The sequence below is a fragment of the Streptomyces sp. NPDC026575 genome (genome assembly GCF_055567415.1).
The window spans coordinates 92,317-114,864 of sequence record NZ_JBVHQM010000008.1; the positions used below are offsets into that span (position 1 = coordinate 92,317).

General features: G+C 74.8%; 8 protein-coding genes. All 8 read right to left on the minus strand.

Going from position 1 to position 22,548, the window contains the following annotated elements; all coding sequences use genetic code 11:
• Positions 1-70 precede the first annotated feature (70 nt).
• Genes ACZ4NB_RS13275 through ACZ4NB_RS13310 form a run of 8 tightly spaced genes read right to left on the minus strand, consistent with a single transcriptional unit; the run spans position 71 to position 22,393 of the window.
• Positions 71-1,402, minus strand: coding sequence for an aminotransferase class III-fold pyridoxal phosphate-dependent enzyme (locus ACZ4NB_RS13275; RefSeq protein ID WP_467660953.1), 1,332 nt, complete (start codon positions 1,400-1,402; stop codon positions 71-73).
• On the minus strand, positions 1,392-3,188 hold the full coding sequence (locus ACZ4NB_RS13280) for a fatty acyl-AMP ligase (protein ID WP_467660955.1): 1,797 nt from the start codon (positions 3,186-3,188) through the stop codon (positions 1,392-1,394). Before ACZ4NB_RS13280 ends, ACZ4NB_RS13275 begins: the two co-directional genes overlap by 11 nt.
• Positions 3,185-3,394 (minus strand): MbtH family protein, encoded by a 210-nt coding sequence (locus ACZ4NB_RS13285; protein ID WP_467660957.1) that lies wholly within the window; start codon positions 3,392-3,394, stop codon positions 3,185-3,187. The genes ACZ4NB_RS13280 and ACZ4NB_RS13285 overlap by 4 nt, the downstream gene beginning before the upstream one ends.
• Entirely contained in the window at positions 3,391-4,233 is an 843-nt protein-coding gene (locus ACZ4NB_RS13290; protein ID WP_467660959.1) for a methyltransferase domain-containing protein, read from the minus strand. Before ACZ4NB_RS13290 ends, ACZ4NB_RS13285 begins: the two co-directional genes overlap by 4 nt.
• The gene (locus ACZ4NB_RS13295) at positions 4,230-8,627 is read right to left on the minus strand and encodes a non-ribosomal peptide synthetase (protein ID WP_467660961.1); all 4,398 of its coding nucleotides are present in this window, start codon (positions 8,625-8,627) and stop codon (positions 4,230-4,232) included. The genes ACZ4NB_RS13290 and ACZ4NB_RS13295 overlap by 4 nt, the downstream gene beginning before the upstream one ends.
• A complete protein-coding gene (locus ACZ4NB_RS13300) occupies positions 8,624-11,590 on the minus strand; it encodes a type I polyketide synthase (RefSeq protein WP_467660963.1) in 2,967 nt (988 codons plus the stop codon). The genes ACZ4NB_RS13295 and ACZ4NB_RS13300 overlap by 4 nt, the downstream gene beginning before the upstream one ends.
• On the minus strand, positions 11,574-18,080 hold the full coding sequence (locus ACZ4NB_RS13305; RefSeq protein WP_467660965.1) for an amino acid adenylation domain-containing protein: 6,507 nt from the start codon (positions 18,078-18,080) through the stop codon (positions 11,574-11,576). Before ACZ4NB_RS13305 ends, ACZ4NB_RS13300 begins: the two co-directional genes overlap by 17 nt.
• Positions 18,077-22,393 (minus strand): type I polyketide synthase, encoded by a 4,317-nt coding sequence (locus ACZ4NB_RS13310; RefSeq protein WP_467660967.1) that lies wholly within the window; start codon positions 22,391-22,393, stop codon positions 18,077-18,079. Before ACZ4NB_RS13310 ends, ACZ4NB_RS13305 begins: the two co-directional genes overlap by 4 nt.
• Between the last annotated feature and the right edge of the window lie 155 nt (positions 22,394-22,548).

Genomic DNA, 22,548 nt, shown 5'->3' on the forward strand with positions numbered 1-22,548 from the left:
GGGGAGGGGGAGGGGAGAAGGGGCAGGCGGGCGGCGGCGGTCCGGCCGGGTGGCACGGCCGGACCGGCCCTCACCCCGTGACGTAGGCGTCGGCGGTGTCCAGGGCGGCGTCGACGGCGTCGAGCCCCCAGCGCAGCTCCTCCTCGGTGACCACCAGCGGCGGTGCGAGGTGGATGCGGTTCATGTGGCATATCGGCCAGGCGCCCTCGGCGACGCAGGAGTTCATGACCCTGGTCATCGGCTCGTTCTGTGCGCCGGAGGCGTTGAAGGGCACCAGGGGCGTCCGGCTCGCGCGGTCGCGGACCAGCTCGATCGCCCAGAACAGGCCGCGGCCGCGCACCTCGCCGACGCTCGGGTGCTTCTCGGCGAGCTTCGCAAGTCCCGGCGCCATCACCTCCCGGCCCAGGCGCCGCACATGCTCCAGTACGCCGGTCTCCTCGAACACCTCGATGGTGGCGATGCCCGGCGCACAGGCCAGCGGGTGCCCGGAGTAGGTCAGGCCCCCGGGGTAGACCCGGTCCTCGAACGCGGCCGCCACCCGCTCGGAGACGATGACCCCGCCCAGGGGCACATATCCGGAGTTGACGCCCTTGGCGAAGGTGATCAGGTCGGGGGTGACGCCCCAGGCGTCGACGGCGAACCACTCGCCGATGCGGCCGAAGCCGACCATGACCTCGTCGCAGATGAGCAACGCGCCATAGCGGTCGCACAGTTCACGTACGCCCTGGAGGTAGCCGTCCGGCGGAACCAGTACGCCGTTCGTGCCGACCACCGTCTCCAGCAGCACGGCGGCGACGGTGTGCGGGCCCTCCAGGCACAGCACCTCCTCCAGGTGGGCCAGCGCCCGCTCGCACTCCTGCCGTTCGTCCTGTGCGTGGAAGGCCGTGCGGTAGGCGTACGGCCCGAAGAAGTGCACCACTCCCGGCAGGCCCGGCTCGTTGGGCCAGCGGCGCGGGTCCCCGGTGAGCGTGCTCGATCCGGCGGTCGCTCCGTGGTACGAGCGGTAGGCGGTGAGCACCTTGGACCGGCCGGTGGCCGACTTGGCCATCCGGACGGCGTGTTCATTGGCCTCGGTGCCGCCGTTGGTGAAGAAGACCCGGTCCAGGTCGCCGGGGGCGCGCTCGGCGATCAGCTGGGCCAGCCGGTCGCGGGTGTCGTCGGAGAAGTGCGGACCGATGGTGCACAGCCGCCCGGCCTGTTCGGCGATGGCCGCCAGCAGGCGCGGGTGCTGATGCCCCAGGTTCACATTGACCAGCTGGGACGCCAGATCGAGATAGCGGTTGCCCTCGCGGTCCCAGAACCAGCTGCCCTGGGCGCCGGCCACGGTCATCGGGGGGCGCTCGCCCTGTGCGGACCAGCAGCGGAACACCTGTCCGCGGGTGTCGAAGGAGTCAGGATCCATGGGGTCCGCCCTCGCCGCCGCGATCGTCGTGCCGGGCGTACTGGAGCGTGCCGTCCAGGTAGCTCTGCTTGCACGCCCGGCGCTGGATCTTGCCGCTGGTGGTCTTGGGCAGACTGCGGCGGCGGACCAGCACCACCTCGGCCGGCAGCACCTCATGGCGCCGGCCGACGGCGGCACCCACCCGGGCGGGAAGGTCGTCCCCGGAGGCGGCCGCCTGGGGATTGGTCTCGACGAGCACCACCAGCTGCTCCCGCCCGTCCCGCTCGATCGGGAAGGCCGCGGCGCAGGCGGGGTGCAGCGCCGGGTGGGACCTCTCCACCGTCAGCTCGATGTCCTGCGGGTACAGATTGCGGCCGTCGACGATGATCAGGTCCTTCCAGCGGCCGGTCGGGTACAGCTCGCCCTCGTGCACGAACCCGAGGTCGCCGGTGCGCAGGAACTCCCCGGAGTCCTCGTCCGCGATCCTGGCCCGGAAGGTCTCCCGGGTCTCCGCGGGCCGCCGCCAGTACCCCTTGGCCACGCTGCCGCCCTGCACCCAGATCTCACCGATCTCGCCCTCCCGGCGGGCGCGGCGGGTGACCGGGTCGACGATGCGTACGGTCGTGCCGGTCTGGTGGGGGCCGTTGCAGACGACCGGTACGGCTCCGGGCGCGTCCGCCCCGACCGGCTCGGCACGCCCCGCGGCGAGGGCGCTGTCGGAGATCCACAGCGTGCGGTAGTCCCGGTCGGCGGGGGTCGCGGACACCTTCAGCGTGTTCTCGGCCAGCCCGTAGCCGGGCGCCAGCGCCCGGTGGGCGAACCCGGCGGGGGCATGCGCCTGGGCGAAGCGCTCCATGCTCGGCATCCGCACCGGCTCGGCCCCGCAGACCGCCATCCGCCAGGACGACAGGTCCAACCCGTCGCACCCCTCGGCCTCGGCCACCCGACTGCACATGTCGTAGGCGAAGTTGGGGCCCGCCGACAGCGTGCCGCGGTAGCGGCTGATCGCCTCCAGCCAGCGGCGGGGCCGCCGCACGAACGCCTGCGGCGCCATCAGGTAGACCCGCATACCGCGCCACAGCGGCATGACCACGCCGTACATCAGCCCCATGTCGTGGAACGTGGGCAGCCATGAGACGCCGATGTCGTCCTCGCTGACGTGCCAGACCTCCTGGTTCTCGGCGGCCTGCACACAGAAGTTGCGGTGCGAGACCATCACGCCCTTGGGATGGCCGGTGGAGCCGGAGGTGTACTGGAGCAGGGCGGTGTGCTCGGGGTCCAGCTCCGGATCGACCCACTGCTCGGCCGCGCCGGCGTCCACGGTGTCCGTGGTGAGCCAGGTCAGCTCCGCCAGCCCCGGGGCGTCGCCGAACCGGTCGAGGAGGTCGTCGCGGGTCTCGGTGTCCGTGAGCACGACCGGGGAACCGGTGTCCTGGACGACCCGCAGCAGCCGCTCCACCCCCGCGGCGTTGTGCGGTACTTGGAGCGGTGCCCCGGCCGTCCCGGCGTAGAGGCAGCCGGCGAACGCCCTGACGAACTCCAGGCCCGGCGCGTGCAGGAGCACCGCGTTGCGGCCGGCCAGACCGGCGTTCTCCAGCGCGACCGCACGCGCCCGGGCGGCCGCGTCCAGCTCCTGGTAGGTCAGCTCCTCGCCGATCTCCTCACCGTTGTGCAGGAAGGTGTACGCCACCCTGTGGGGCTGCTTGCCGCTGCGGGTGCGCAGCGCCTCCACCAGCGTGCTCGGGGCGAAGTGCCGGATCTCGTCCACGTCTCCCCCTTCGGGCCGGGCCTCGGTGCCGTCGGTCATGCCGGCCCCTCCGTTCGGCTGCGCAGGCTCAGCGGCCGCATATCGGTCCACACCTGGGCGATGTGCTCCAGGCACTGCTCGCGGGTGGTGTGGCGGCTCTCCTCACGCCAGCCCGCCGGAGCCGGCCGGTCGCCGGGCCACACCGAGTACTGCTCCTCGTGGTTGACCACGACCGCCCACGCGGTCGCGGCGCCGCCGGCGCTCATCGGTGCTCACCGTCCTGCTTGACGCCGCTGTAGAGGAACATCAGCAGCATGAAGGAGGAGGCGGGGTCGGCCAGGAACTCCTGGACCTCGGCCTCGGTGCGGGCCACCTGCTCCTCGGAGATCACGCCCTCCTTGACCATCAGGGCGGTGCGGGCCCGTACGTCCAGCTGACCGGCGAGGGCGTCCATGCCCAGCTCGTCACTGGTGACGGCCACGGCCTCGACCGTGATGTCGGTGAACCCGGCGGCGCGCATCATGGCGGGCACGGCGCGCCCGACGTAGCGGTTGCCGCCGCGCTGCGCCTGGTGCTGCCGCCGCAGCTCCATGACGCCGGCGAGTCCGGGGATGCCGGGGTGGATGCTGCCCCACAGGGCGTCGTCGGCGTCGGCCACCACGAGGCGGCCGCCGGGGCGCAGCAGGCGGCCCAGCTCGCTCAGGGCGCGGGCGGGCTCGGCGATGTGCTGGAGCACGAGCCGGGCCAGCGCCAGGTCGAACCGGCCGTCCGGCAGCGGGGCTTCGGTGATGGACCCCTGGAGCAGGCGCAGCCGGCGGTTGCCCTCGGGCACCAGGCGGCCGCGTGCCTGCGCGAGCAGGGCCTCGTCGAGTTCGAGTCCGGTCACGGTGCCCTCGGGCAGGCTCTCCAGCAGCGCCTCGGTGATGAAGCCGGGGCCGCAGCCGGCGTCGAGCACGTCCATGTCGGGGCGCAGCCCCAGCTGGTGGAGGATGCGCAGCTCCTTGGGCCAGAACATCAGGGCCTGGGCGCGCAGTCGCTCCAGTTCGTACTCGGGGTGGGGGTGCTCACCGGCGCTGTAGTAGGAGGAGCGGGTCGCTGTGGTCATGAGTGGTTCCTCGTGGTGTCGTGGTGGTGGTGGACCGGGGCCGGCAGGAACCCGGTGTCGACGAAATGGCTCAGATAGCGGTGCAGCAGCTCCGCGTCGAGGGCGGCGCACCGGAGAGCGGATGGTTCGAGCAGCGCGGCCGTCTCGTCCTGCGCGAAGCGCAGTTCCCCGGCGGCCTCGGTGCTCGACTCCAGCACGCCCAGCAGGGGGTAGGCCGCGTTGTCCGGGTCCGCGGCGACGGTCCGCGCCCAGCGCGCGAAGGGGAGACCGGTCAGCTCGTAGCCGAAGGCGCGGACGTGGTCCAGCACCTCGCTCAGCGGCACCGGGCGCGGGTTGACCAGGTGGTGTGCCCGGCCCAGCGCCCTGGGGTCGTGGGACAGCGCGACGATCGCGGCCCCGACGTGGTCGACCGGCACCAGATCGGTGAGCACCCGCACGTCGTCGGGGTGGGCACCCGCCTGGACGCAGCCCTTGACCACCCGCCACAGGTAGTCGTCGGTCTGGCAGGCGCCGCTGCGGCTGTCGCCGGCGATACGGCTCGGGCGGTGCACGGTCACCGGCAACCCGGCCGCGGCGGCCCGCCACACGATCTGCTCGCCGACCCACTTGCTCTGCGTGTAGCCCTGGCGCAACCGGTCGGCGGGGCCGGGCGGATCGGTCTCCCGGACCGGCCCGCCGTGTGCGGGCACGGCGCCGAAGACCCCGACGGTCGAGACGTAGTGCAGCGGCGCGCGCCGGGTGCGGCCGGCCAGCCGCACCAGCTCCGCGGTGCCGTCCACGTTGGCCGCCTTGAGCTGCTCGTACGGGTAGACGAGGTTGACGTCGGCGCCGCAGTGGTAGATCGCGTCCACGGTGTCCGCGAGCCGGTCGAGTTCCCGCGGCGCCAGGCCCAGACCGGGGGCCGCGAGGTCGCCGGCGAGCGGTACCACCCGGCTCTCTGCGCCCGGGTCGCCGAGGCCGTAGCGGCGGGCGGTCTCCGCCAGCCGCCGCCGGGCCTGCGCCTCGTCCCCGGCGCGCACCAGGCAGTGGACGTCCGCGTCCGTGGTGCGCAGCAGTTCGCGCAGGAGGAACGCGCCGAGGAATCCGGTGGCGCCGGTGAGCAGCACATGGGCGGGCTTGGCGAGCAGATGGGGCGCGGGGGCGTCGAACCCGGCCAGGCCGGCGGGCAGTACGGCGTCCGCGGCCAGGTCGCGGACGGTGTGTGCGGGCCTCTCGCCGTCGTGCTCCTGCGCCGCACGGACGGCCGCGGCGATGCCCTCGACCGTGGGCACCTCGAACAGGGCGCGCAGGGGCAGTTCGGTGCCCAGCTCGGCGCGCAGCCGGAAGACCAGCCGGGTGGCCAGCAGCGAGTGCCCGCCCAGCTCGAAGAAGTTGTCCGACCGGCCCACCCGGTCCAGCCGCAGCACCGCGGCGACGGCCGCGGCCACCGCCCGCTCCATGTCGTCGCGCGGCTCCGCGTACGCGGCGGCCACGGCCGGGCGGACGCTGTCGGGGGCCGGCAGCGCGGCGCGGTCCACCTTGCCGTTGACGGTCAGCGGCAGCGCGTCGAGGACCACCACCCGCCAGGGCACCATGTAGCCGGGGAGCCGCTCCTCCAGCAGGGCCCGCAGCTCGTCGCCGGACACCGGGGCACCGCCCCCGGTCACGTACGCGATCAGCCGCAGATCGCCGCCCGGGTCCGGCCGGGGCACCACGACCGCGGAGTCGACGGCGGGGTGGTCGAGCAACCGGGCCTCGATCTCGCCGGCCTCGACGCGGTAGCCGCGGACCTTGATCTGGTGGTCGGAGCGGCCCAGATACTCGATCTCGCCGTCGGGGGTGATCCGCGCCAGGTCGCCGCTGCGGTACAGCCGTGCGCCGGGGGTGCGGCCGAACGGGTCCGGTACGAACCGGTCGGCGGTCAGGGCGGGCGCGCCGAAGTAGCACCTGGCCAGCCCCGGGCCGCCCACATACAGCTCGCCGGTCGTTCCGGTGGGCACCGGCTGGAGCTGCCCGTCCAGGACGTACATGTCCAGGTCCGGCATGGGGCGTCCGATGGGGCTGCGCCGGGCCATGGTGACGTCGTCCAGCGTCATCTCCCGGAGGGTGACGTGCACCGTGGTCTCGGTGATCCCGTACATGTTGACCAGCCGCGGCATCCGGTCGCCGTGCCGGGCGAACCAGCCCTTCAGGCTGCCCGGCTCCAGTGCCTCACCGGCGAAGACGACCAGGCGCAGGGCGAGTTCGGCCGGGTCGCGCAGGGCGTCGGCGGCCGAGAAGTGCACGAACGCCGACGGGGTCTGGTTGAGGACGGTGACGCCCTCGGCACGCACCAGTTCGCGGTATGCCTCGGCGTCGCGGGCCGTCTCGTCCGGCACGATGACCAGCCGCCCGCCGTGCAGCAGCGCCCCCCACAGCTCCCACACGGACACGTCGAAGGCGTAGGAGTGGAACAGCGGCCACACGTCGCGGTGGTCGAAGCGGTAGCGGGAGCGGGTCGCCGCGAAGAGCCGCAGCACGTTGGCGTGGGTGATCTGCACGCCCTTGGGCGTGCCGGTCGACCCGGAGGTGTAGATGACGTACGCCGCGTTGTCCGGGCACCCGGGGCGCGCGGCCGGCGCGGGCGGTGCGGGACGGGCGGCGGGCCGGTCGATGCCGTCGAGCACCAGCAGGTGCCCGTCGAACTCCGGCAGCCGGCCGCGCAGCCGCTCGTGGACGACGAGGACGGGCGGGCGGGCGTCGGCGAGGATGCGGGCCACGCGGGGGCCGGGGTAGGCCGGGTCCATGGGGACGTAGGCGGCCCCCGCCTTGAGCACGGCGAGGATACTGATGACGGTGTCGAAGCCGCGGTCCAGATAGAGGCCGACCAGGCTTTCGCCGCCGATGCCCAACTCGGCCAGCCGAAGGGCGAGTTCCTCCGCGGCGGCGTTCAGCTCGGCGTAGCTGAGATGGCGGTCTCCGCAGGTGAGCGCGGTGGCGTCGGGTCGGCGGGCGGCCTGCTCCGCGAAGCCTTGGTGCAGGCTGCCGCGCACCGGGAAGTCCTGGCCGCCCCGGCCCAGCGCCAGCAGCCGCTCGGCCTCGTCGGCGTCCAGGAGCGGAAGCCGGGAGACCGGTGTGCGGGGGTCCGCGGCCGCGCCCCGCAGCAGCGTCTCGTACTGCTCCAGCAGCCGGACGGCGGTGGCCTCGTCGAAGAGCGCGGTGTCGTACTCCAGCGTCACGGTCAGGCCCTGGGGCAGCCGACTGACCGACATCTGCAGGTCGAAACCGGCGGTGCCGTTGTGCACCTGGAGCGGCGAGACCGCCAGTCCTGGCAGCCGCAGCCCCTCCAGCGGGGCGTTCTGCAGCACGAACAGGGTCTGGAAGACCGGTGCGCGGCTGTTCTCCCGGTCGGGGGCGAGCTCCTCGACGATCTTCTCGAAGGGCACGCCCTGGTGGGCGTAGGCCCCCAGCGCCTTCTTGCGCACCTGGCGCAGCAGTGCGTCGAAGCCCGGGTCGCCGGACAGGTCCAGGCGCACCGCCATGGTGTTGACGAAGAACCCGACCAGGTCCTCCAGGTCCTCGTCGGTACGGCCGGCGATGGGGCTGCCGACGACCACGGAGGGCCGGCCGCTCCAGCGGCCGAGCAGCGCGGCGTACCCGGCGAGCAGCACCATGTACGGCGTCACGCCATGGGCGCGGACCAGCTCCGTCAGCGCCTCGGTGGTGTCCTGGGGCAGCGCCCGGCTGACGGTCGCGCCCCGGTAGGCGGGAGTCTCCGGGCGGGTGCGGTCGGTGGGCAGCTCCAGCACGGGCAGCTCGCCGGCCAGCTCGTCCCGCCAGTACGCCAGATCGCCGGCCATCTCGCCGGCGTCGAACGCGGCGCGTTGGCGGACGGCGAAGTCCGCGTAGTTCAGCGGGAGTTCGGGCAGCTCGGGGTCGCGCCCGGAGGTGTGGGCGGTGTAGCGGTCGCCCAGTTCCCGCATCAGCACCCCGACCGACCAGCCGTCGAAGGCCAGGTGATGCACCGTCACGGCGAGCAGGTGCTCGTCCTCGGCCACCCGCGCCAGCGCGGCCCGCAGCAGGGGAGCCCGGTCGAGGGGGAGGGGCGTCTGCGTCTGCCGGCGCAGCCAGTCCCCGGCGGCCGCCTCCGTCCGCGCGGGGTCACCGCCGCGCAGGTCGGTGAGCGGCACGGCGAGCGGCCCGGGGTCCTCGACGCGCTGGACCGGGACGCCGTCCACGACGGTGACCGACGAGCGCAGCACGTCATGGCGGCGCACGACGCCGCGCAGCGCCTCGGTCAGCGCGGCCACATCCAGCCGGCCGGTCAGCCGCACGGCCAGGGGGATGTTCTGCCGCGCGGTGCCGGGGGTGAGCTGTTCGAGGAACCAGACCCGCTCCTGGGAGAAGGAGAGGGGGCCGGTGGGTGACGGTGTCATCGCTTCTCCGTGGGGTCCGTTGAGGCGTGGTCGAGCGCGCCGCCGTGGGCCGTGACGAGCTTGGCCATCCGCTCCAGGGACGGCTCGTCGAGGAGCTCGTCCAGGGGCGGCCGGACGCCGAAGGCGCGGTGCATGCGCGAGGCCAGGCGGGTGGCGAGCAGGGAGTCGCCGCCGAGGGCGAAGAAGTCGTCCCCGGGCGCGATGTCCACGACGCCGAGCAGTTCGCTCCACAACCGCCGTGTCCGGACCAGGACGTCGTCCTCCGGGGAGACGCCGGCGCGGTGGGCCGGGACGGGCGGCGCGGCGCCGGTGCCCGCCTCGTCGGCGGCCTTCGTCGGGCGGTCGTCCTCGGGCGCCCCGGCCCAGTGCGTCCGGCGCTGGAAGGGGTAGGTGGGCAGCGGGACGGTGTGCCGCTCCTCGGGCGCGGCGAACGCCGCCCAGTCCACCTCGACGCCGTGCTCCCACAGCCGGGCCACCGCGCTCAGCAGCATCCGGTCGTCCGGCCCGGCCTGCCGCGGCCCGCGGACGGCGGCGACCGCCACCGTGCCGGGCCCGGCCACCTGCGCCGCGAACCGGCCCAGCGCCCGGCCGGGTCCGGCCTCCAGCAGCACGGGCGCTCCGGCGTCCGCGAGCGTGCGCAGGCCGTCGGCGCAGCGCACCGGGCGGCGCGCCTGCTCGGCCCAGTAGGCGGGGTCGGTCGCCTGGGCATCGGTGATCCATGTGCCGCTCACCCCGGACACGAAGGGGGTGCGGGGCGCGTGCCGGGGCACCTCGGCGACGAGGGCGGCGAACGGGGCGAGCATCGGGTCGAGCGAGGGCGAGTGGAAGGCGTGCGAGGTCGCAAGCAGCCGGGTCGGCACTCCCCGCCGGGCGAGTTCGCCGGCCGCGGCCGCCACCGCTTCCGAGGTGCCGGACAGTACGCACTGGCGCGGGGCGTTGACCGCCGCCAGCACCAGGCCGGGCCGCTCCAGCGCCCGGGCCTCGTCCTCGGGCAGCTGCACCGCCAGCATGTCGCCCGGCGCCATCGCGGCCATCAGCCGACCGCGCGCCGCCACCAGCCGCAGGGCATCGTTCAGCGAGAACACGCCGGCCAGCGTGGCCGCCACCCATTCGCCGAGGCTGTGCCCGAGCATCCCGACCGGCTCCACGCCGAGCGCCCGCACCGTACGGGCCAGGGCGTACTCGACCGCGAACAGCGCGGGCTGCGCCAGCTCGGTCGAGGTCAGCGGATCGGGCCCGGCCCCCGGCACCGGGGGCGCCAGCAACTGCCGCAGGTCCCGGCCGGTCTCCGTATCCAGGACCCGGGCGCACCGGTCGATCTCCGCGGCGAAGACCGGCTCGGTCTGCAGCAGCCCGGCGGCCATACCGCTGTACTGGCTGCCCTGCCCGGGGAAGAGGAAGGCCACCCGGGCCGGGTCGGCGGCCCGGCGCCCGGCGGCCTCGCCCAGCGCCGCCGCCGCGTCCGTCCCGGTGGCGCCGACGACGGCCATACGGTGGGCGAAGTGCCGCCGGCCCCGCTGCAGGGTGTGGGCGACATCGGGCAGGGCGCCCAGGGCGTCCCCGCGCAGCGCGGCCACCAGCCGGTCCCTGGCCTGCTCCAGCGCCTCGGGGGTGCGGGCCGACAGCGGGACGATCTGGTGCGCGCGCACCCGGCGGGCGCCGCTCGGGGTGCGGGCCGGCGGCTCCTCCAGGACGACATGGACGTTGGTCCCGCCCACCCCGAAGGAGCTGACGCCCGCTCGGCGCGGTGCGTCCCGGCGGGGCCAGGGCCGCGCGGTGTCGTTGACCGTGAACGGGCTGTCGGTCGCGGTCCTCGGATTGCGGGTCCGGTAGTGCACGGTCGGCGGCACCTGGCCGTGGCGGACCGCGAGCACCGCCTTGATCAGACCGACCACCCCGGAGGCCGCGTTGAGGTGGCCGAGGTTGGACTTCACCGACCCCACCAGCACCGATCCCACGGCCGCCCCGGCGGCGCCGAACACCTCGTCCAGCGCGGCGAGTTCGATGGGGTCCCCGACCGGTGTCCCGGTGCCGTGGGCCTCGACGTAGCCGACCGTGGCCGGGCTGACCCCGGCGGCCCGGTAGGCATCGGCGATCACCTCGGCCTGACCGTCGACGCTCGGTGCCGCATAGCCGACCCGGCGCGCCCCGTCGTTGTTGACCGCCGCGCCGAGGACGACGGCGTGCACCGTGTCCCCGTCCGCCAGCGCGTCCTCCAGCCGCTTGAGCGCCACGACCCCGACGCCGCTGCCGAACACCGTGCCGCCGGCGTCCGCGTCGAACGGCCGGCAGTGGCCGTCGGCCGACTGGATGCCGCCCTCCTCGTGGACATGCCCCCACTCCTGGGGGAGTTTCAGGGCCGCGCCACCGGCCAGCGCCAGATCGCACTGGTAGTCCAGCAGCGACTGGCATGCCTGGGCGACGGCCACCAGCGAGGTGGAGCAGGCGGTCTGCACCGACAGGGCCGGGCCGGTCAGCCCGAGCCGGTAGGCCGTACGGGTCGCCAGGTAGTCCTTGTCGTTGCCGTGCAGCAGCGCGGCCGGGTACTCCCGCAGCAGGTCCGAACGCCGGTACTGGGGCAGCACGTTGAGGACGAGATAGCTGTTGACGCCGCAGCCGCCCCACACGCCCACCCGGCCGTCGTAGCGGGCCGGGTCGCAACCGGCGTGTTCCAGAGCCGTCCAGCAGTGTTCGAGGAACAGCCGGTGCTGGGGGTCGGTCAGCTCCGCCTCGCGCGGCGTCATCCCGAAGAACTCCGCGTCGAAGTCGCCGGGGCCCTCGATCGGTGCCGCGGCGGGCACATAGCCCTCCGGCTCGTCGCCGGTGACCGGGAGCCGGATGATCGACTCCTGCCCGGCCAGCAGGTTCTGCCACAGCCGCTCGGTGTCGTCGGCGCCGGGCACCCGGCAGGCCAGTCCGACCACCGCGATCCGGTCGAGCCCGTCGTCAGGCGTGGTGTCCACCGGTGTGCTCCTCTCTCAGACGGCGCCTGCGCTGCGCCCGCCGGTCGTTCCTGTGCGCCGCGTCGGCGGCCGCGCGCTCCGCCCGCGCCGCGCCGTCCGGGGCGTCGTCGCCGAGCGCCCGGGCCAGGGCGGCGACCGTGGGGTGGCGGAAGAGTTCGACGACGCTCAGCGTGCGGCCCAGCTCGCGTGCGAGGAGCCCCTGCAGCCGTACGACGAGCAGGGAGTGCCCGCCGAGGTCGAAGAAGTTGTCCGCCCGGCCGACCTGTTCGGTGCCCAGCAGGCCGCGCCACAGCTCGATCAGCCGGTGCTCCAGATCGGAGGCGGCCGCGGCGGCCGGTGCGCCGCCCGCCGCCTGGTGTGCCGGCAGTCGGCGCAGGGCGCGCTCGTCGAGCTTCCCGTTGGGGGTCAGGGGGAAGGCGTCGACGACGGTGACGGTCGCGGGGACGAGGTGGGTCGGCAGCCGCTCGGCGGCGTGGGCGCGCACGGCGCGGGCTTCGAGGTCCGCGCCGCTGCCGCGGCCCCTGACGTAGCCGTGCAGCACGGTCTCGCCCGCGGAGTCGGCGGCCGCCAGCACCCGTGCGTCGGCGACACCCGGGTGGGTGCGCAGCACGGCCTCGGTCTCGGCCGGGTCCACGCGGTAGCCGCGCACCTTGACCTGCCGGTCGGCGCGGCCCGCGAAGACCACCGTGCCATCGGGCCGCAGCCGGCCGAGGTCGCCGGTGCGGTGGAGGCGTTCGCCGGGGCCGGTGTGCCGGCCGGTGGTGAAGCCGCGGGCGGTGGCCTCCCGATCGCCCAGGTAGCCGTCGGCCAGGTGGGCGCTGCGGACGGCGATCTCGCCGAGTTCGCCGACGGCGGCCGGCTCGTCCCCGCGCAGCACCAGCAGCCGGCTTCCGTCGATACCGCGGCCCAGGGGCTGATCGCCCACGGGGTCGTCGCCGACGACGTGGTACGCGTGCGCCTGCGGGGTCTCGGTGGCGCCGTAGAAGTTGACGACCGTGACGCCGGGGGCGAGCCGCCGGATCACCCGGACCTCGTGTGCGCCGAGGACGTCGCCGCCGAAGAAGGCGTAGCGCAGCGACGGCAGTGCGCCCTTCGGCAGCCCCGAGAGGAAGCGGGCGGTCGGCGGGGTCAGATGCAGCACGGTGACGTCGTTGGCGGCCAGCCAGGAGGCGAGCGCCTCGGGGGCCGCCAGGTCCTCGGGGCCGGGCACATGGACCGGGGCGCCGACCGCCAGCGGTACGAACAGGTCCCGCAGCAGGGGGTCGTGGCTCAGCCCGGAGGTGAGCGCGAACCGGTCCTGGGCCCCGATCCCGAAGGTGGTGGTGTACCAGTCCACGAAGTGCGCCAGCGGCCCGTGCGGGCCGACGACGGCCTTGGGGACGCCGGTGGAGCCGGAGGTGAAGGCGAGGTAGGCGGTGTCCGCCGGCCCGGTCGGGGCGCCGAGCGGACCGGGCGCCGGCGTGCCCGCTACGGGCACGGTGCCGTCCGCGCCGACCCGGAGCACGACCTCCGGACGGGCGCCGAGCGCCGCGGGCCCGTCCGGAGCGTCACCGACCTCGATCCAGCCCCGGGCGGCCACCACTTCGGCGCTCGCCGTGCGGCGGGCGGCGGGGTGCTCCCGGTCGAGGACCGCGAAGGCCGCCCCGGCGCGCAGCACACCCAGCAGGGCCACGACGAGCCCGGCGCAGCGCGCCCCGTGCACGGCCACCCGGTCGCCGGGCCCGATGCCGGCGGCCCGCAGCGTGTCGGCCAGCGCGGCCGAGTCCCGATCCAGGCTCGCGTAGTCGAGCCGCCCCGCGGGGTGGAGCAGCGCGGCGGCCTGCGGGTGGCGGCGCGCCGCTTCGGCGAACTTCTCGTGCACCCCGCTCGTCCAGGGCAGTGTCGGCAGCGCCGCGGGAGCGTCGTCGGCCGGTGCGGCGTCGGACCGGATCGTGTCGATCGGCCGGTCCGGATCGTGTGCGACCTGGACCAGCAGTCCGTGGAGCTGACCGAGCAGCGCCCGCATGGACTCGGGCCCGAAGAGGTCGGCGGAGTAGACCAGTTCGAGGTCGATGCGGCCGTCGCGCGGCTTGGCGTACAGGGTCAGGTCGAACTTGGAGGTGGTGTCCTCCGCCTCGACGAGCCGTGTGCGCACCCCCGGGATGTCGATCTCGAAGTCGTCCAGGTTGTGCATGTTGAACAGGACCTGGAACACCGGGGTGCGGGACATGTCGCGCTGCGGTGCCAGACGCTCCACCAGCTCCTCGAACGGCACGTCCTGATAGGCGTCGGCATCCAGCGCCGCACGGCGCACCTGGTCGAGGAGCGCGGTGAAGGTCGGGTTGCCGGAGGTGTCGCTCCTGATGACGACGGTGTTGACGAAGAGCCCGACGAGGTCCTCGACCTCCCGGCGGACCCGCCCGGCCACCGGCATGCCCACCAGCACGTCGTGCTGCCCGGCCCAGCGGGAGAGCACCAGCTGGAAGGCGCCGAGCAGCACCATCGACGGGCTGGCGGCGTGCCGCGTGGCCAGCTCGTGGAGCTTCGCGGTCAGGTCGGCGTCGAGCGGCTGCACGGCGCGCTCGGCGGTCCGGCCGGAGAGTTCGCCGCGCGGGAAGTCCGTGGGCAGCTCCAGCGCGGGCGGGCCGCCGGCCAGCCGCTGCTGCCAGTGCGCGAGCGACCGCTCCCCTTCGGGGGTGCGGTGCCGGGCGCGCTGCCAGGCCGCGAAGTCGGCGTACTGCACGCCCGGTTCCGGCAGCGGCGACGGCCGACCCGCACCGAACGCCGTGTACAGCGCGGCCAGTTCGCGCAGCAGGATGCGCAGCGACCAGCCGTCGGCGGCGATGTGGTGCAGCGCCAGCAGCAGTACGTGCCGACGGGCGCCGAGCCGGACCAGCTCCGCCCGCAGGGGCGCGGCGGACAGGTCGAACGGCCGGACGGCGAAGGCGGCGGAGCGCTCGCCGAGCCGCTGGGGATCGGCGAGTTCGCACAGCGGCAGGACATCGGCCGGGACCGGGGCCACCACCTGGCGCGGTTCGCCGTCGACGGTGGTGAACACCGTGCGCAGCGCCTCGTGCCGACGCACCACCTCGGTCAGGGCGGCGCCCAGCGCGGTGACGTCCAGCTCGCCGTCCAGGTGGAGTTCGCCGGCCACGTGGTAGGCGGGGTTGCCCGGTTGCAGTTGTTCGAGGAACCACAGCCGGCGCTGGGCGAAGGAGAGCTGCATCCCCCGCGGATCGCGCGCCACCACCTCGATGGGCGCCGCCGAGGCCCCCTCCGGGCCGGCCCGGTGCTCCTGCACCCGTGCGGCGAGCGCCTCGATGGTGCGGGCCTCGAACAGTTCGCGGAGCGGGAGTTCGACCCCCAGCGTGTCGCGCAGCCGGGTGCCCACCCGGGTCGCCAACAGCGAATGCCCGCCCAGTTCGAAGAAGTTGTCCAGGACACCGATCCGCTGGACGCCCAGCACCTCGCGCCACACGGCGGCGATGTCCCGCTCCAGCGGCGTACGGGGCTCGCCGCCGGCCAGCGTCTGCGCCGCCCGCTCCAGATCCGGCTCCGGGAGCTTGGCCCGGTCCAGCTTTCCGTTCGGGTTGAGGGGGAAGTGCTCCAGTACGACGAGGAAGGCGGGGACCATGGCGGCGGGCAGCCGCTCGGCGAGGTGGGCCCGCAGCGCCGCGGCGTCCACCGGGCCCCGGGGCGCCTCGCGCAGGGTCGCATAGCCGACGAGCTGCAGGTCTCCGGTCCGGGACGGCCGGGCCAGGACCACGGCACGGCGCACGTCCGGATGGCCGGCGAGGACCGTCTCGATCTCGCTCGGCTCGATCCGCACGCCCCGGATCTTCACCTGGTGGTCCGTGCGGCCCAGGTAGTGCAGCACTCCGCGCTCGTCCCAGCGCACCCGGTCACCCGAGCGGTAGAGCCGGCCGCCCGGCTGGGCGCCGAAGGGGTCGGGAACGAAGCGGTCGGCGGTGATGTCGGGGCGACTCTGGTAGCCCCGGCCGACGCCGAGGCCGCCGATGTACAGCTCGCCGACCGCGCCGACCGGCACCGGCTGCAGGTTCTCGTCGAGGACGTGGAGTTCGGTGCCCGGTACGGTGCGGCCGATCGGCGGGGTGCTGCCGTCGTCGACCAGCGGCGCCATGGTGGTGCAGAAGACCGAGATCTCGGTGGGCCCGTAGGCGTTGACCATGCGCCGGCCGTCCCGGGCCCAGCGCGCGACCAGCGCGGCCGAGCAGGGCTCGCTGGCCGAGGTGACCTCGGTGACGGACGGCAGGTCGGCGGGGTCGAGGGTGGACAGGACCCCGGCGGTCAGGTTGAGCGTGGTGATCCGCTCCCGCGCCACCAGGTCGATCAGCGGGGGCCCGGGGCGCAGCTCCTCGCGCGAGGCCACGTGCAGGGAGCCGCCGGTGGTCAGCGCGAGCATCCACTCCCAGGTGAAGTAGTCGAAGCTGATCGACGCGAACTGCAGCACCCGGCGGCCCGGTTGCGGCGGCAGCGCCTCGCGGTGGACGAGGTCGAGGTTGACCAGCCCCTGGTGGGTGATCATGGCGCCCTTGGGGCGTCCGGTGGTGCCGGAGGTGTAGATCACGTACGCCAGGTCGTCCGGTGCGGGCTCCGGGCCGGTGAGCCGTCCCCCGGGCGCCGGGCGCAGCTCGTCCAGGAACAGGACCGGCAGGTCCGTGGGCGGGAGCTGCCCGGCGTGGCGGCGCAGGGTCAGCAGCAGCGCCGCCCGGCAGTTCTCCAGCATGTACGTGAGGCGGTCGTGCGGGTAGGCGGGGTCGAGCGGCACATACGCGCCGCCGGCCAGCAGCACCGCCAGCATGCCGACGACCAGCTCCAGGGACCCCTCGGCGCTGAGGCCGACGCGTACATCCGGTCCGACGCCCCGGGCCTGCAGCTCGGCCGCCAGGTCCGTGGCCCGCTCGACCAGTTGGCGGTAGGTGAGGCTGCTGCCGCCGTGCACGACGGCCGGGGCGTCAGGGGTGCGGGCGGCCTGCTCCAGTACGAGGTGGTGGGCGCAGCGCCCGGTGCTGCGGGCGCCGTCCTCCAGGCGGTTCCACCCCGCCAGGAGCCGCTGGTCGGCGTCCGGGACGGCGTCCAGCAGGGCGTGGTCGCGGTCCGGGGAGGCCAGGCACTGGGCGGTCAGGGCGGCGAAGGAGTCGGCCAGCCGCCGCACCGTGCTCCTCTCGAAGAGGTCGGTGGCGTACCGCAGCGAGCAGCACAGCTCGCCGTCCACCTCCTCGACGAACAGGGACAGATCGTGCTCCGTCCCCTGCACGGCGAGGGGGTAGGGCCGCAGCGTGAGATCGCCCAACGGCAGCCGGGCATCGGTGAATCCGGTGCCGAACAGCGACAGGCCGCGCTGGGCGGACCATGCGGCCGACTCGTAGTAGAAGGCCACGTTGAACAGCGGCGAACCCCCGGACCGGCGCAGGCCGGAGAGCCGCTCGGCGAGCAGCGGGAAGGGGTGGTCCTGGTGCTCCAGCGCGCCCAGCGCGGTCTCGCGCACCTCGTCGACCAGCTCGCCGAAGCTCTGCCGCCGGCCGATCCGGGTACGCAGCACGGTGAGGTTGGAGAAGTACCCCAGGACCTCCTGGAACGCGGCGCGGCTGCGCCCCGAGGAGACCGAGCCGATGCAGATGTCCCGCTGTCCCGTCCAACGGTGCATCACCAGGTTGAAGGCCGACAGCAGCACGACGTACGGGGTGGTGCGGTGCTCCTTCGCCAGGGCGGTGACCCGCGCGGTCACCTCGGAGCCCAGCCGGAAGGTGTGCACGGATCCCAGGTGGCCGGGCACCGCCGGGCGGGGCCGGTCGGTCGGCAGGTCCAGCACCGGGACGGCGTCGGCGAGCCGTTCCTCCCAGTACGCCGCGTCGGCCGCGGCCCGCTCCCCTTCGAGCATCTCGGACTGCCAGCGGACGTAGTCGAGGTAGCCCTGGCCGGGGTGGGCCGGCTCGGCTGGACGCCCCTCGACCGCGGCCGGGTAGCAGCGCTGCAGGTCGTCCATGAACAGCCCGAAGGACCACAGGTCCATGGCGATGTGATGGGCCGACAGCAGCAGGAGCGGCCCGTCCGCGTGGCGGATCGTCCGGACGCGCAGCAGCGGGCCGCGGGACAGGTCGAAGGGCAGCGTGCAGAACTCCGTGACCGCGGCGTCGACCTCCTCGGCCGAGCGGTGCGTCAGGTCCGTCTCGGTGAACTCCAGCGTGCCGTGGCGGGCGATCTGCTGGCGCACCTCGCCCTCGTACTCCACCAGCGTGGTCCGCAGACCGGCATGATGGTCGACGATCTGCGTAAGGGCGGTGCGCAGCGCGCCGGTGTCCAACGGGCCGTCGACCCGGGCGGCGAAGCTGAGATTGTAGGCCGGACTGCCCGGATGGAGCTGGTCGAAGGTCCACAGAGCCCGCTGGCCCCGGGATGCGGGCTGCGGCTCGGCGGAGCGGCGGGCCCGGTCGCGCAGCAGCGCGCGCAGGGCCTCGCGGCGCTGGTCCTGTGAGAGCTCGGTCGTCATGACTGTTCCGCTGCCTGCGGCGCGAGCCGCTGGAGCAGCGAATCCACCTCCTCTTCGGGCAGGTCGTCCAGTTCGGCCAGGAGCCGTTCGATGTCCCTGGGGTCCTCCAGTTCCGCGTGGCGGGGAGCCCCGGTGTCGTCCTCCGGCCGCTCGGGGCCGGAGCCGAGCGATGCGGCGAGTTCGGCGGCGATGTCCGCGGTGGTGGCGCCGCGCAGGAAGCGCACGACGGGGACCTCGATGCCCAGCGCCGCCTCCAGCCTGCGGTGCAGCTCCAGACTCATGATCGAGTCCAGCCCGAGGGTGTTCATGGGCATCGCGGCGTCGATCGAGGAGGCGGGAGCGCGCAGCACCCGGGCCGTCTCCCCGCGCAGGTAGTCGGTCAGCAGGCCGACGCGCTCCTCAGGGCTCGCGGCCGCCAGGTCGTCGAGCGGGGCGGCGGCGACGGCCAGCACGGCCTCGTCCTGATGGAGCAGCGCCGCCGCCGCGGCCGTCTCGGCGTCGGTGAGCGGGGACAGGGCGAGGCGCCCGATCTCCGACAGCGCCCGCCCCTCGGCGTCGACCAGCCGCACACGGAGCGCCAACTCCTCCGCCGTATCGGTGCTTTGGCCGTCCAGCGGGACGACATGGGCCCACACGGGCGCTGGCTGGTCCGCGGCACCGGGAACGAAGACGCCCTCCAGCCGGGCCGGTACCCAGGCCGCCGGCCCCCGGTCCGCCAGGTGCGCGGTCACCACCGCCGCCAGCACGGCGGCGTCGAGCAGTGCGTGCCGGCTCCGGGCGGTGGCCCGCAGCCGGATCAGCGCCCCCTCCGGCCCGTGGTGCACGGCGTCGATCCGCTCGGGCTCGGGCAGGTCCCAGCCGCTCGTGGCGAGGGCCGTACGGAGCGCCGCGCCATGCGTGTGCCGCGGGAGCCGGCCGAGGAGCGCGGCCACGTCCACGGCCCCCTGCGGTGCGCCGAGGGCCGGGCGTCCTTCGGCGGCGGTCGCCTCGGCGTACGGGAGCCACTCCGCGGCTCGTTCCGCCCGGGTGTGCAGGGTCAGGCGGGCTCCGGCGCCGTCCGGCAGCAGCGCCAGCTGCGTCCCGGCGTCCTGTGCCACCCGGACGCTCCCCGGCCCCGGCCGCACACCGACGGTGAACTCCCGCCCGGGCAGGAGCGCTTCGGTCGCGTCGAGCGCCGCGGCCGCCAGGGTGTCCGGCAGGTGCAGCGGGACGCCCGCCAGGCGGTAGCGGCCCGCCCGGCACGCCGCGAGGCCCGGGGCGTGCGGAGCCAGCGCGCCCTCCCAGTAGTGCACATCGCCCGACGCCGGGCTGAGCCGACGGCCCAGCAGCCCGGCGGGCGCGGCGGAGACCTCCCGGGCCATTCGGGCCGCCAGGTGCGCCCGGTCGCCGAACCGCTGCCTGCTCCACCGCCGCACCGGAAGCCGGAGCACACCGGCCGCGCCGTGGTTGACGGCGGCGAGGTCGATCCCGGTGCCCGACTCGTACAGCGCGGCCGCGGTGTGCAGGAGAGCGGTGCGCGACGGCTCACCGCGGCGCAGGGTGGGCACCGCCGTGATGTCGGCGCCGGCGTCCGCGGCGGTCTCCAGGAGGGCGGGGGTGAGGGTGGGGTGCGCGCCGATCTCGACGAACGTCCGGCAGCCCGCGTCGGTCAAGTGCCGTACGGCCTGGGCGAACCGTACGGGCTCGCGCAGGTTGCGGCCCCAGTAGGCGCCGTCGAGTGCGCCGCCGTCGACGGGGCGTCCGCTCACGGTGGAGACCAGGGCGGCGGTGACGTCCTGGGGCGCCAGGTCCCGCATCCGGTCGGCGAGCCGGTCGTGCAGCGGTTCGACGAAGCGGCTGTGGAACGCCGTGGTGCCCGGCAGGACGCGGGCGAAGGCACCGTCGGCCGCCGCTTGCCGGACGAGGCGCTCCACCGCCGGGCCGTCGCCGGCGATCAGGGTCGAGCGGGGGGCGTTCCACGCCGCGATGTCGACCGCGCCGCCCAGCGCCTCGATCCTGGTGCGGACCTCGTCGGCGGTCAGCCCGAGCAGCGCCGTGCTGCCCGTGCCGGTCGCCTCGCGCATCACCTCGCCGCGGGTGACGGCGAGGAACAGCGCCTCCTCGGTGCTCAGCGCACCGGTCGCGGCCGCCGCGGAGATCTCCCCGAGGCTGTGGCCGACGCAGGCCCGGGGCGCGACGCCCCAGCTCTCCAGGAGGCGGGCCACCGCGAGTTGGACGGACACCAGGACCGGCTGGAGCACGGCCGGGTCGTCGTACCCGGCGGCCGGCTCCTCGTCGGAGGCGAGCCGCTCCAGCAGGGACCATCCGGTCAGCTTCTCCAGGATGCCGTCGCACTCGCCGAGTACCGCCGCGGCCACCGGCTCGTCGCGCAGCAACTCGCGCCCCATGCCGGCCCATTGGTTGCCCTGCCCGGAGAAGACGAAGGCGATCGGGCCGGGGCGGCCCGAGGGGACCGGCCGGTCCGGTGGCTCCGCCGCGACGCCGGCCAGCAGCGCACCGGCCTCCCGGGCGTCGCCCGCCACCAGCGCCCGGCGGAAGCGGTGCTGGGTGCGGCGGGCGCCGGCGGTGTGCACCAGCGCACCCCACCGGGCGGGATCGGCGTCCAGCAACTGTCGGTAGCCGTCGGCCTGCCGACCGGCATCGGCCGGGTCGGTGCCCGAGACGGGGAGCAGCAGCGCGCCACCCGGCTCGTGCTCCTCCTGGTCGGCCCCCTCGTACGGCGTGGCGGTGGCGGGCGGCTCGCCGAGCACGATGTGCGCGTTGGTGCCGCCGAAACCGAAGGAGCTCACTCCGGCGATCGCCTCGTCGTAGCCCTCGGGCCAGGCCACCGCCGCGTCCGGTACCCGCAGTCCGAGATCACCGAAGTCGATGTCGGGGTTGGGCGTCCGATAGCCGGCGGTGGGCGGGATCGTGCGATGGCCGACGCACAGCGCCGCCTTCACCAGCCCCGTGATGCCGGCGGCCGCTTCCAGATGTCCGACGTTGCTCTTGACCGAGCCTACGTACAGGGGCGCTCCGGCCCGTCGCGACCCGCCCAGCGCCCGGCCGATCGCCCGCGCCTCGATGGGGTCGCCCAGCGCGGTGCCGGTGCCGTGCGCCTCGACGTAGCCGACGCCGGCGGGCGCCACACCGGCCCGGCGGTAGGCCGCGGTGAGCAGGTCCTCCTGCGCCGTGCCGCTGGGCGCGGTCAGCCCGTTGCTGTGCCCGTCCTGGTTCACCGCCGTGCCCTTGACGACCGCGTGGACCGGGTCGCCGTCCGCCAGGGCGCGGGACAGCGGCTTGAGGACGACCACGGCGCAGCCCTCGCCCCGCCCGTAGCCGTCGGCGGCCGCGTCGAAGGTCTTGCACCGTCCGTCGGGCGAGAGGAATCCGGCGCGGGCGAAGGCGTCGCCGACCGCCCCGTCGAGGATGACGTTCACCCCCGCCGCCAAGGCCAGCTCCGATTCGCCCTCCCACAGGCTGCGGCAGGCGAGATGGACCGCCACCAGCGACGACGAGCAGGCGGTGTCCACCGACATGCTCGGGCCGGTGAGGTGGAAGGCGTACGAGAGCCGGTTGGCCGCGATGCTCAGCGCGCTGCCGGTGCCGATGTGCAGATCGGCGTCCGGGGTGCCGAAGTGCAGCCGCCCGTGGTCGTATCCGGAGATCCCGACGAAGACACCGGTGGCGCTGCCGGAGAGCGCGGCCGGGACCTGGCCCGCGTCCTCCAGCGCCTCCCAGGCCGTTTCGAGCAGCAGCCGCTGCTGCGGGTCCATGCTGGCGGCCTCACGCGGGGAGATCCCGAAGAAGGCCGCGTCGAAGGAGTCCACATCGTCGAGGAAGGAGCCTTCCAGCCGGGCGGGCGTCCCGTCGCAGGTGTGCAGCTCCAGCCCGTCGGCGGTCGTCCGGCCGGCCAGCAGCAGTTCCCAGAGCTGCTCGGGTGTCGAGGCGCCCGGCAGCCGGCAACCGATACCGATGATGGCCACCGGCTCCCGGCCGGCCGGCCCGGCCTGCGCCGTGGACCCGGACGGCTCCCGGCGCCCGACGGGCCGACCGCGGTCGAGGACCCGGTCCACGACCCCTCCCAGGGTGGGGGTCTCCCAGAACACGCTGGTGGGCACATGGCGGCCGGTCCACTCCGCGAGCGCCTCGCTCAGCGCGACCGCGTGCAAGGAGGTCAGCCCCAGGTCGGAGAGGGGCGCGTCGGGGTCCACCGACGCCGCCGGGATGTCCAGCAGTTCGCCGGCGCGCCGCAGGAGACGGCCGGTCAGGTCGCTTGCGGAGAGCGGCTCGGAGGAAGCGGGGCCATGGCGGTCCGCAGGTCTGGCATACATGGACGCTCCGTCGGACAGGGTCCGGTTGGTTGGGTCACGAATGTGGGGTGGGAGCCGGGTCCCCGGCTCCGACCAGCGGCCGTGCGCACTGCACGCGCTGCGGCCTCCTACCGCCGCTCGCCCGGCCCGGCGTCGGGCGTCGGACCGGCACCGGG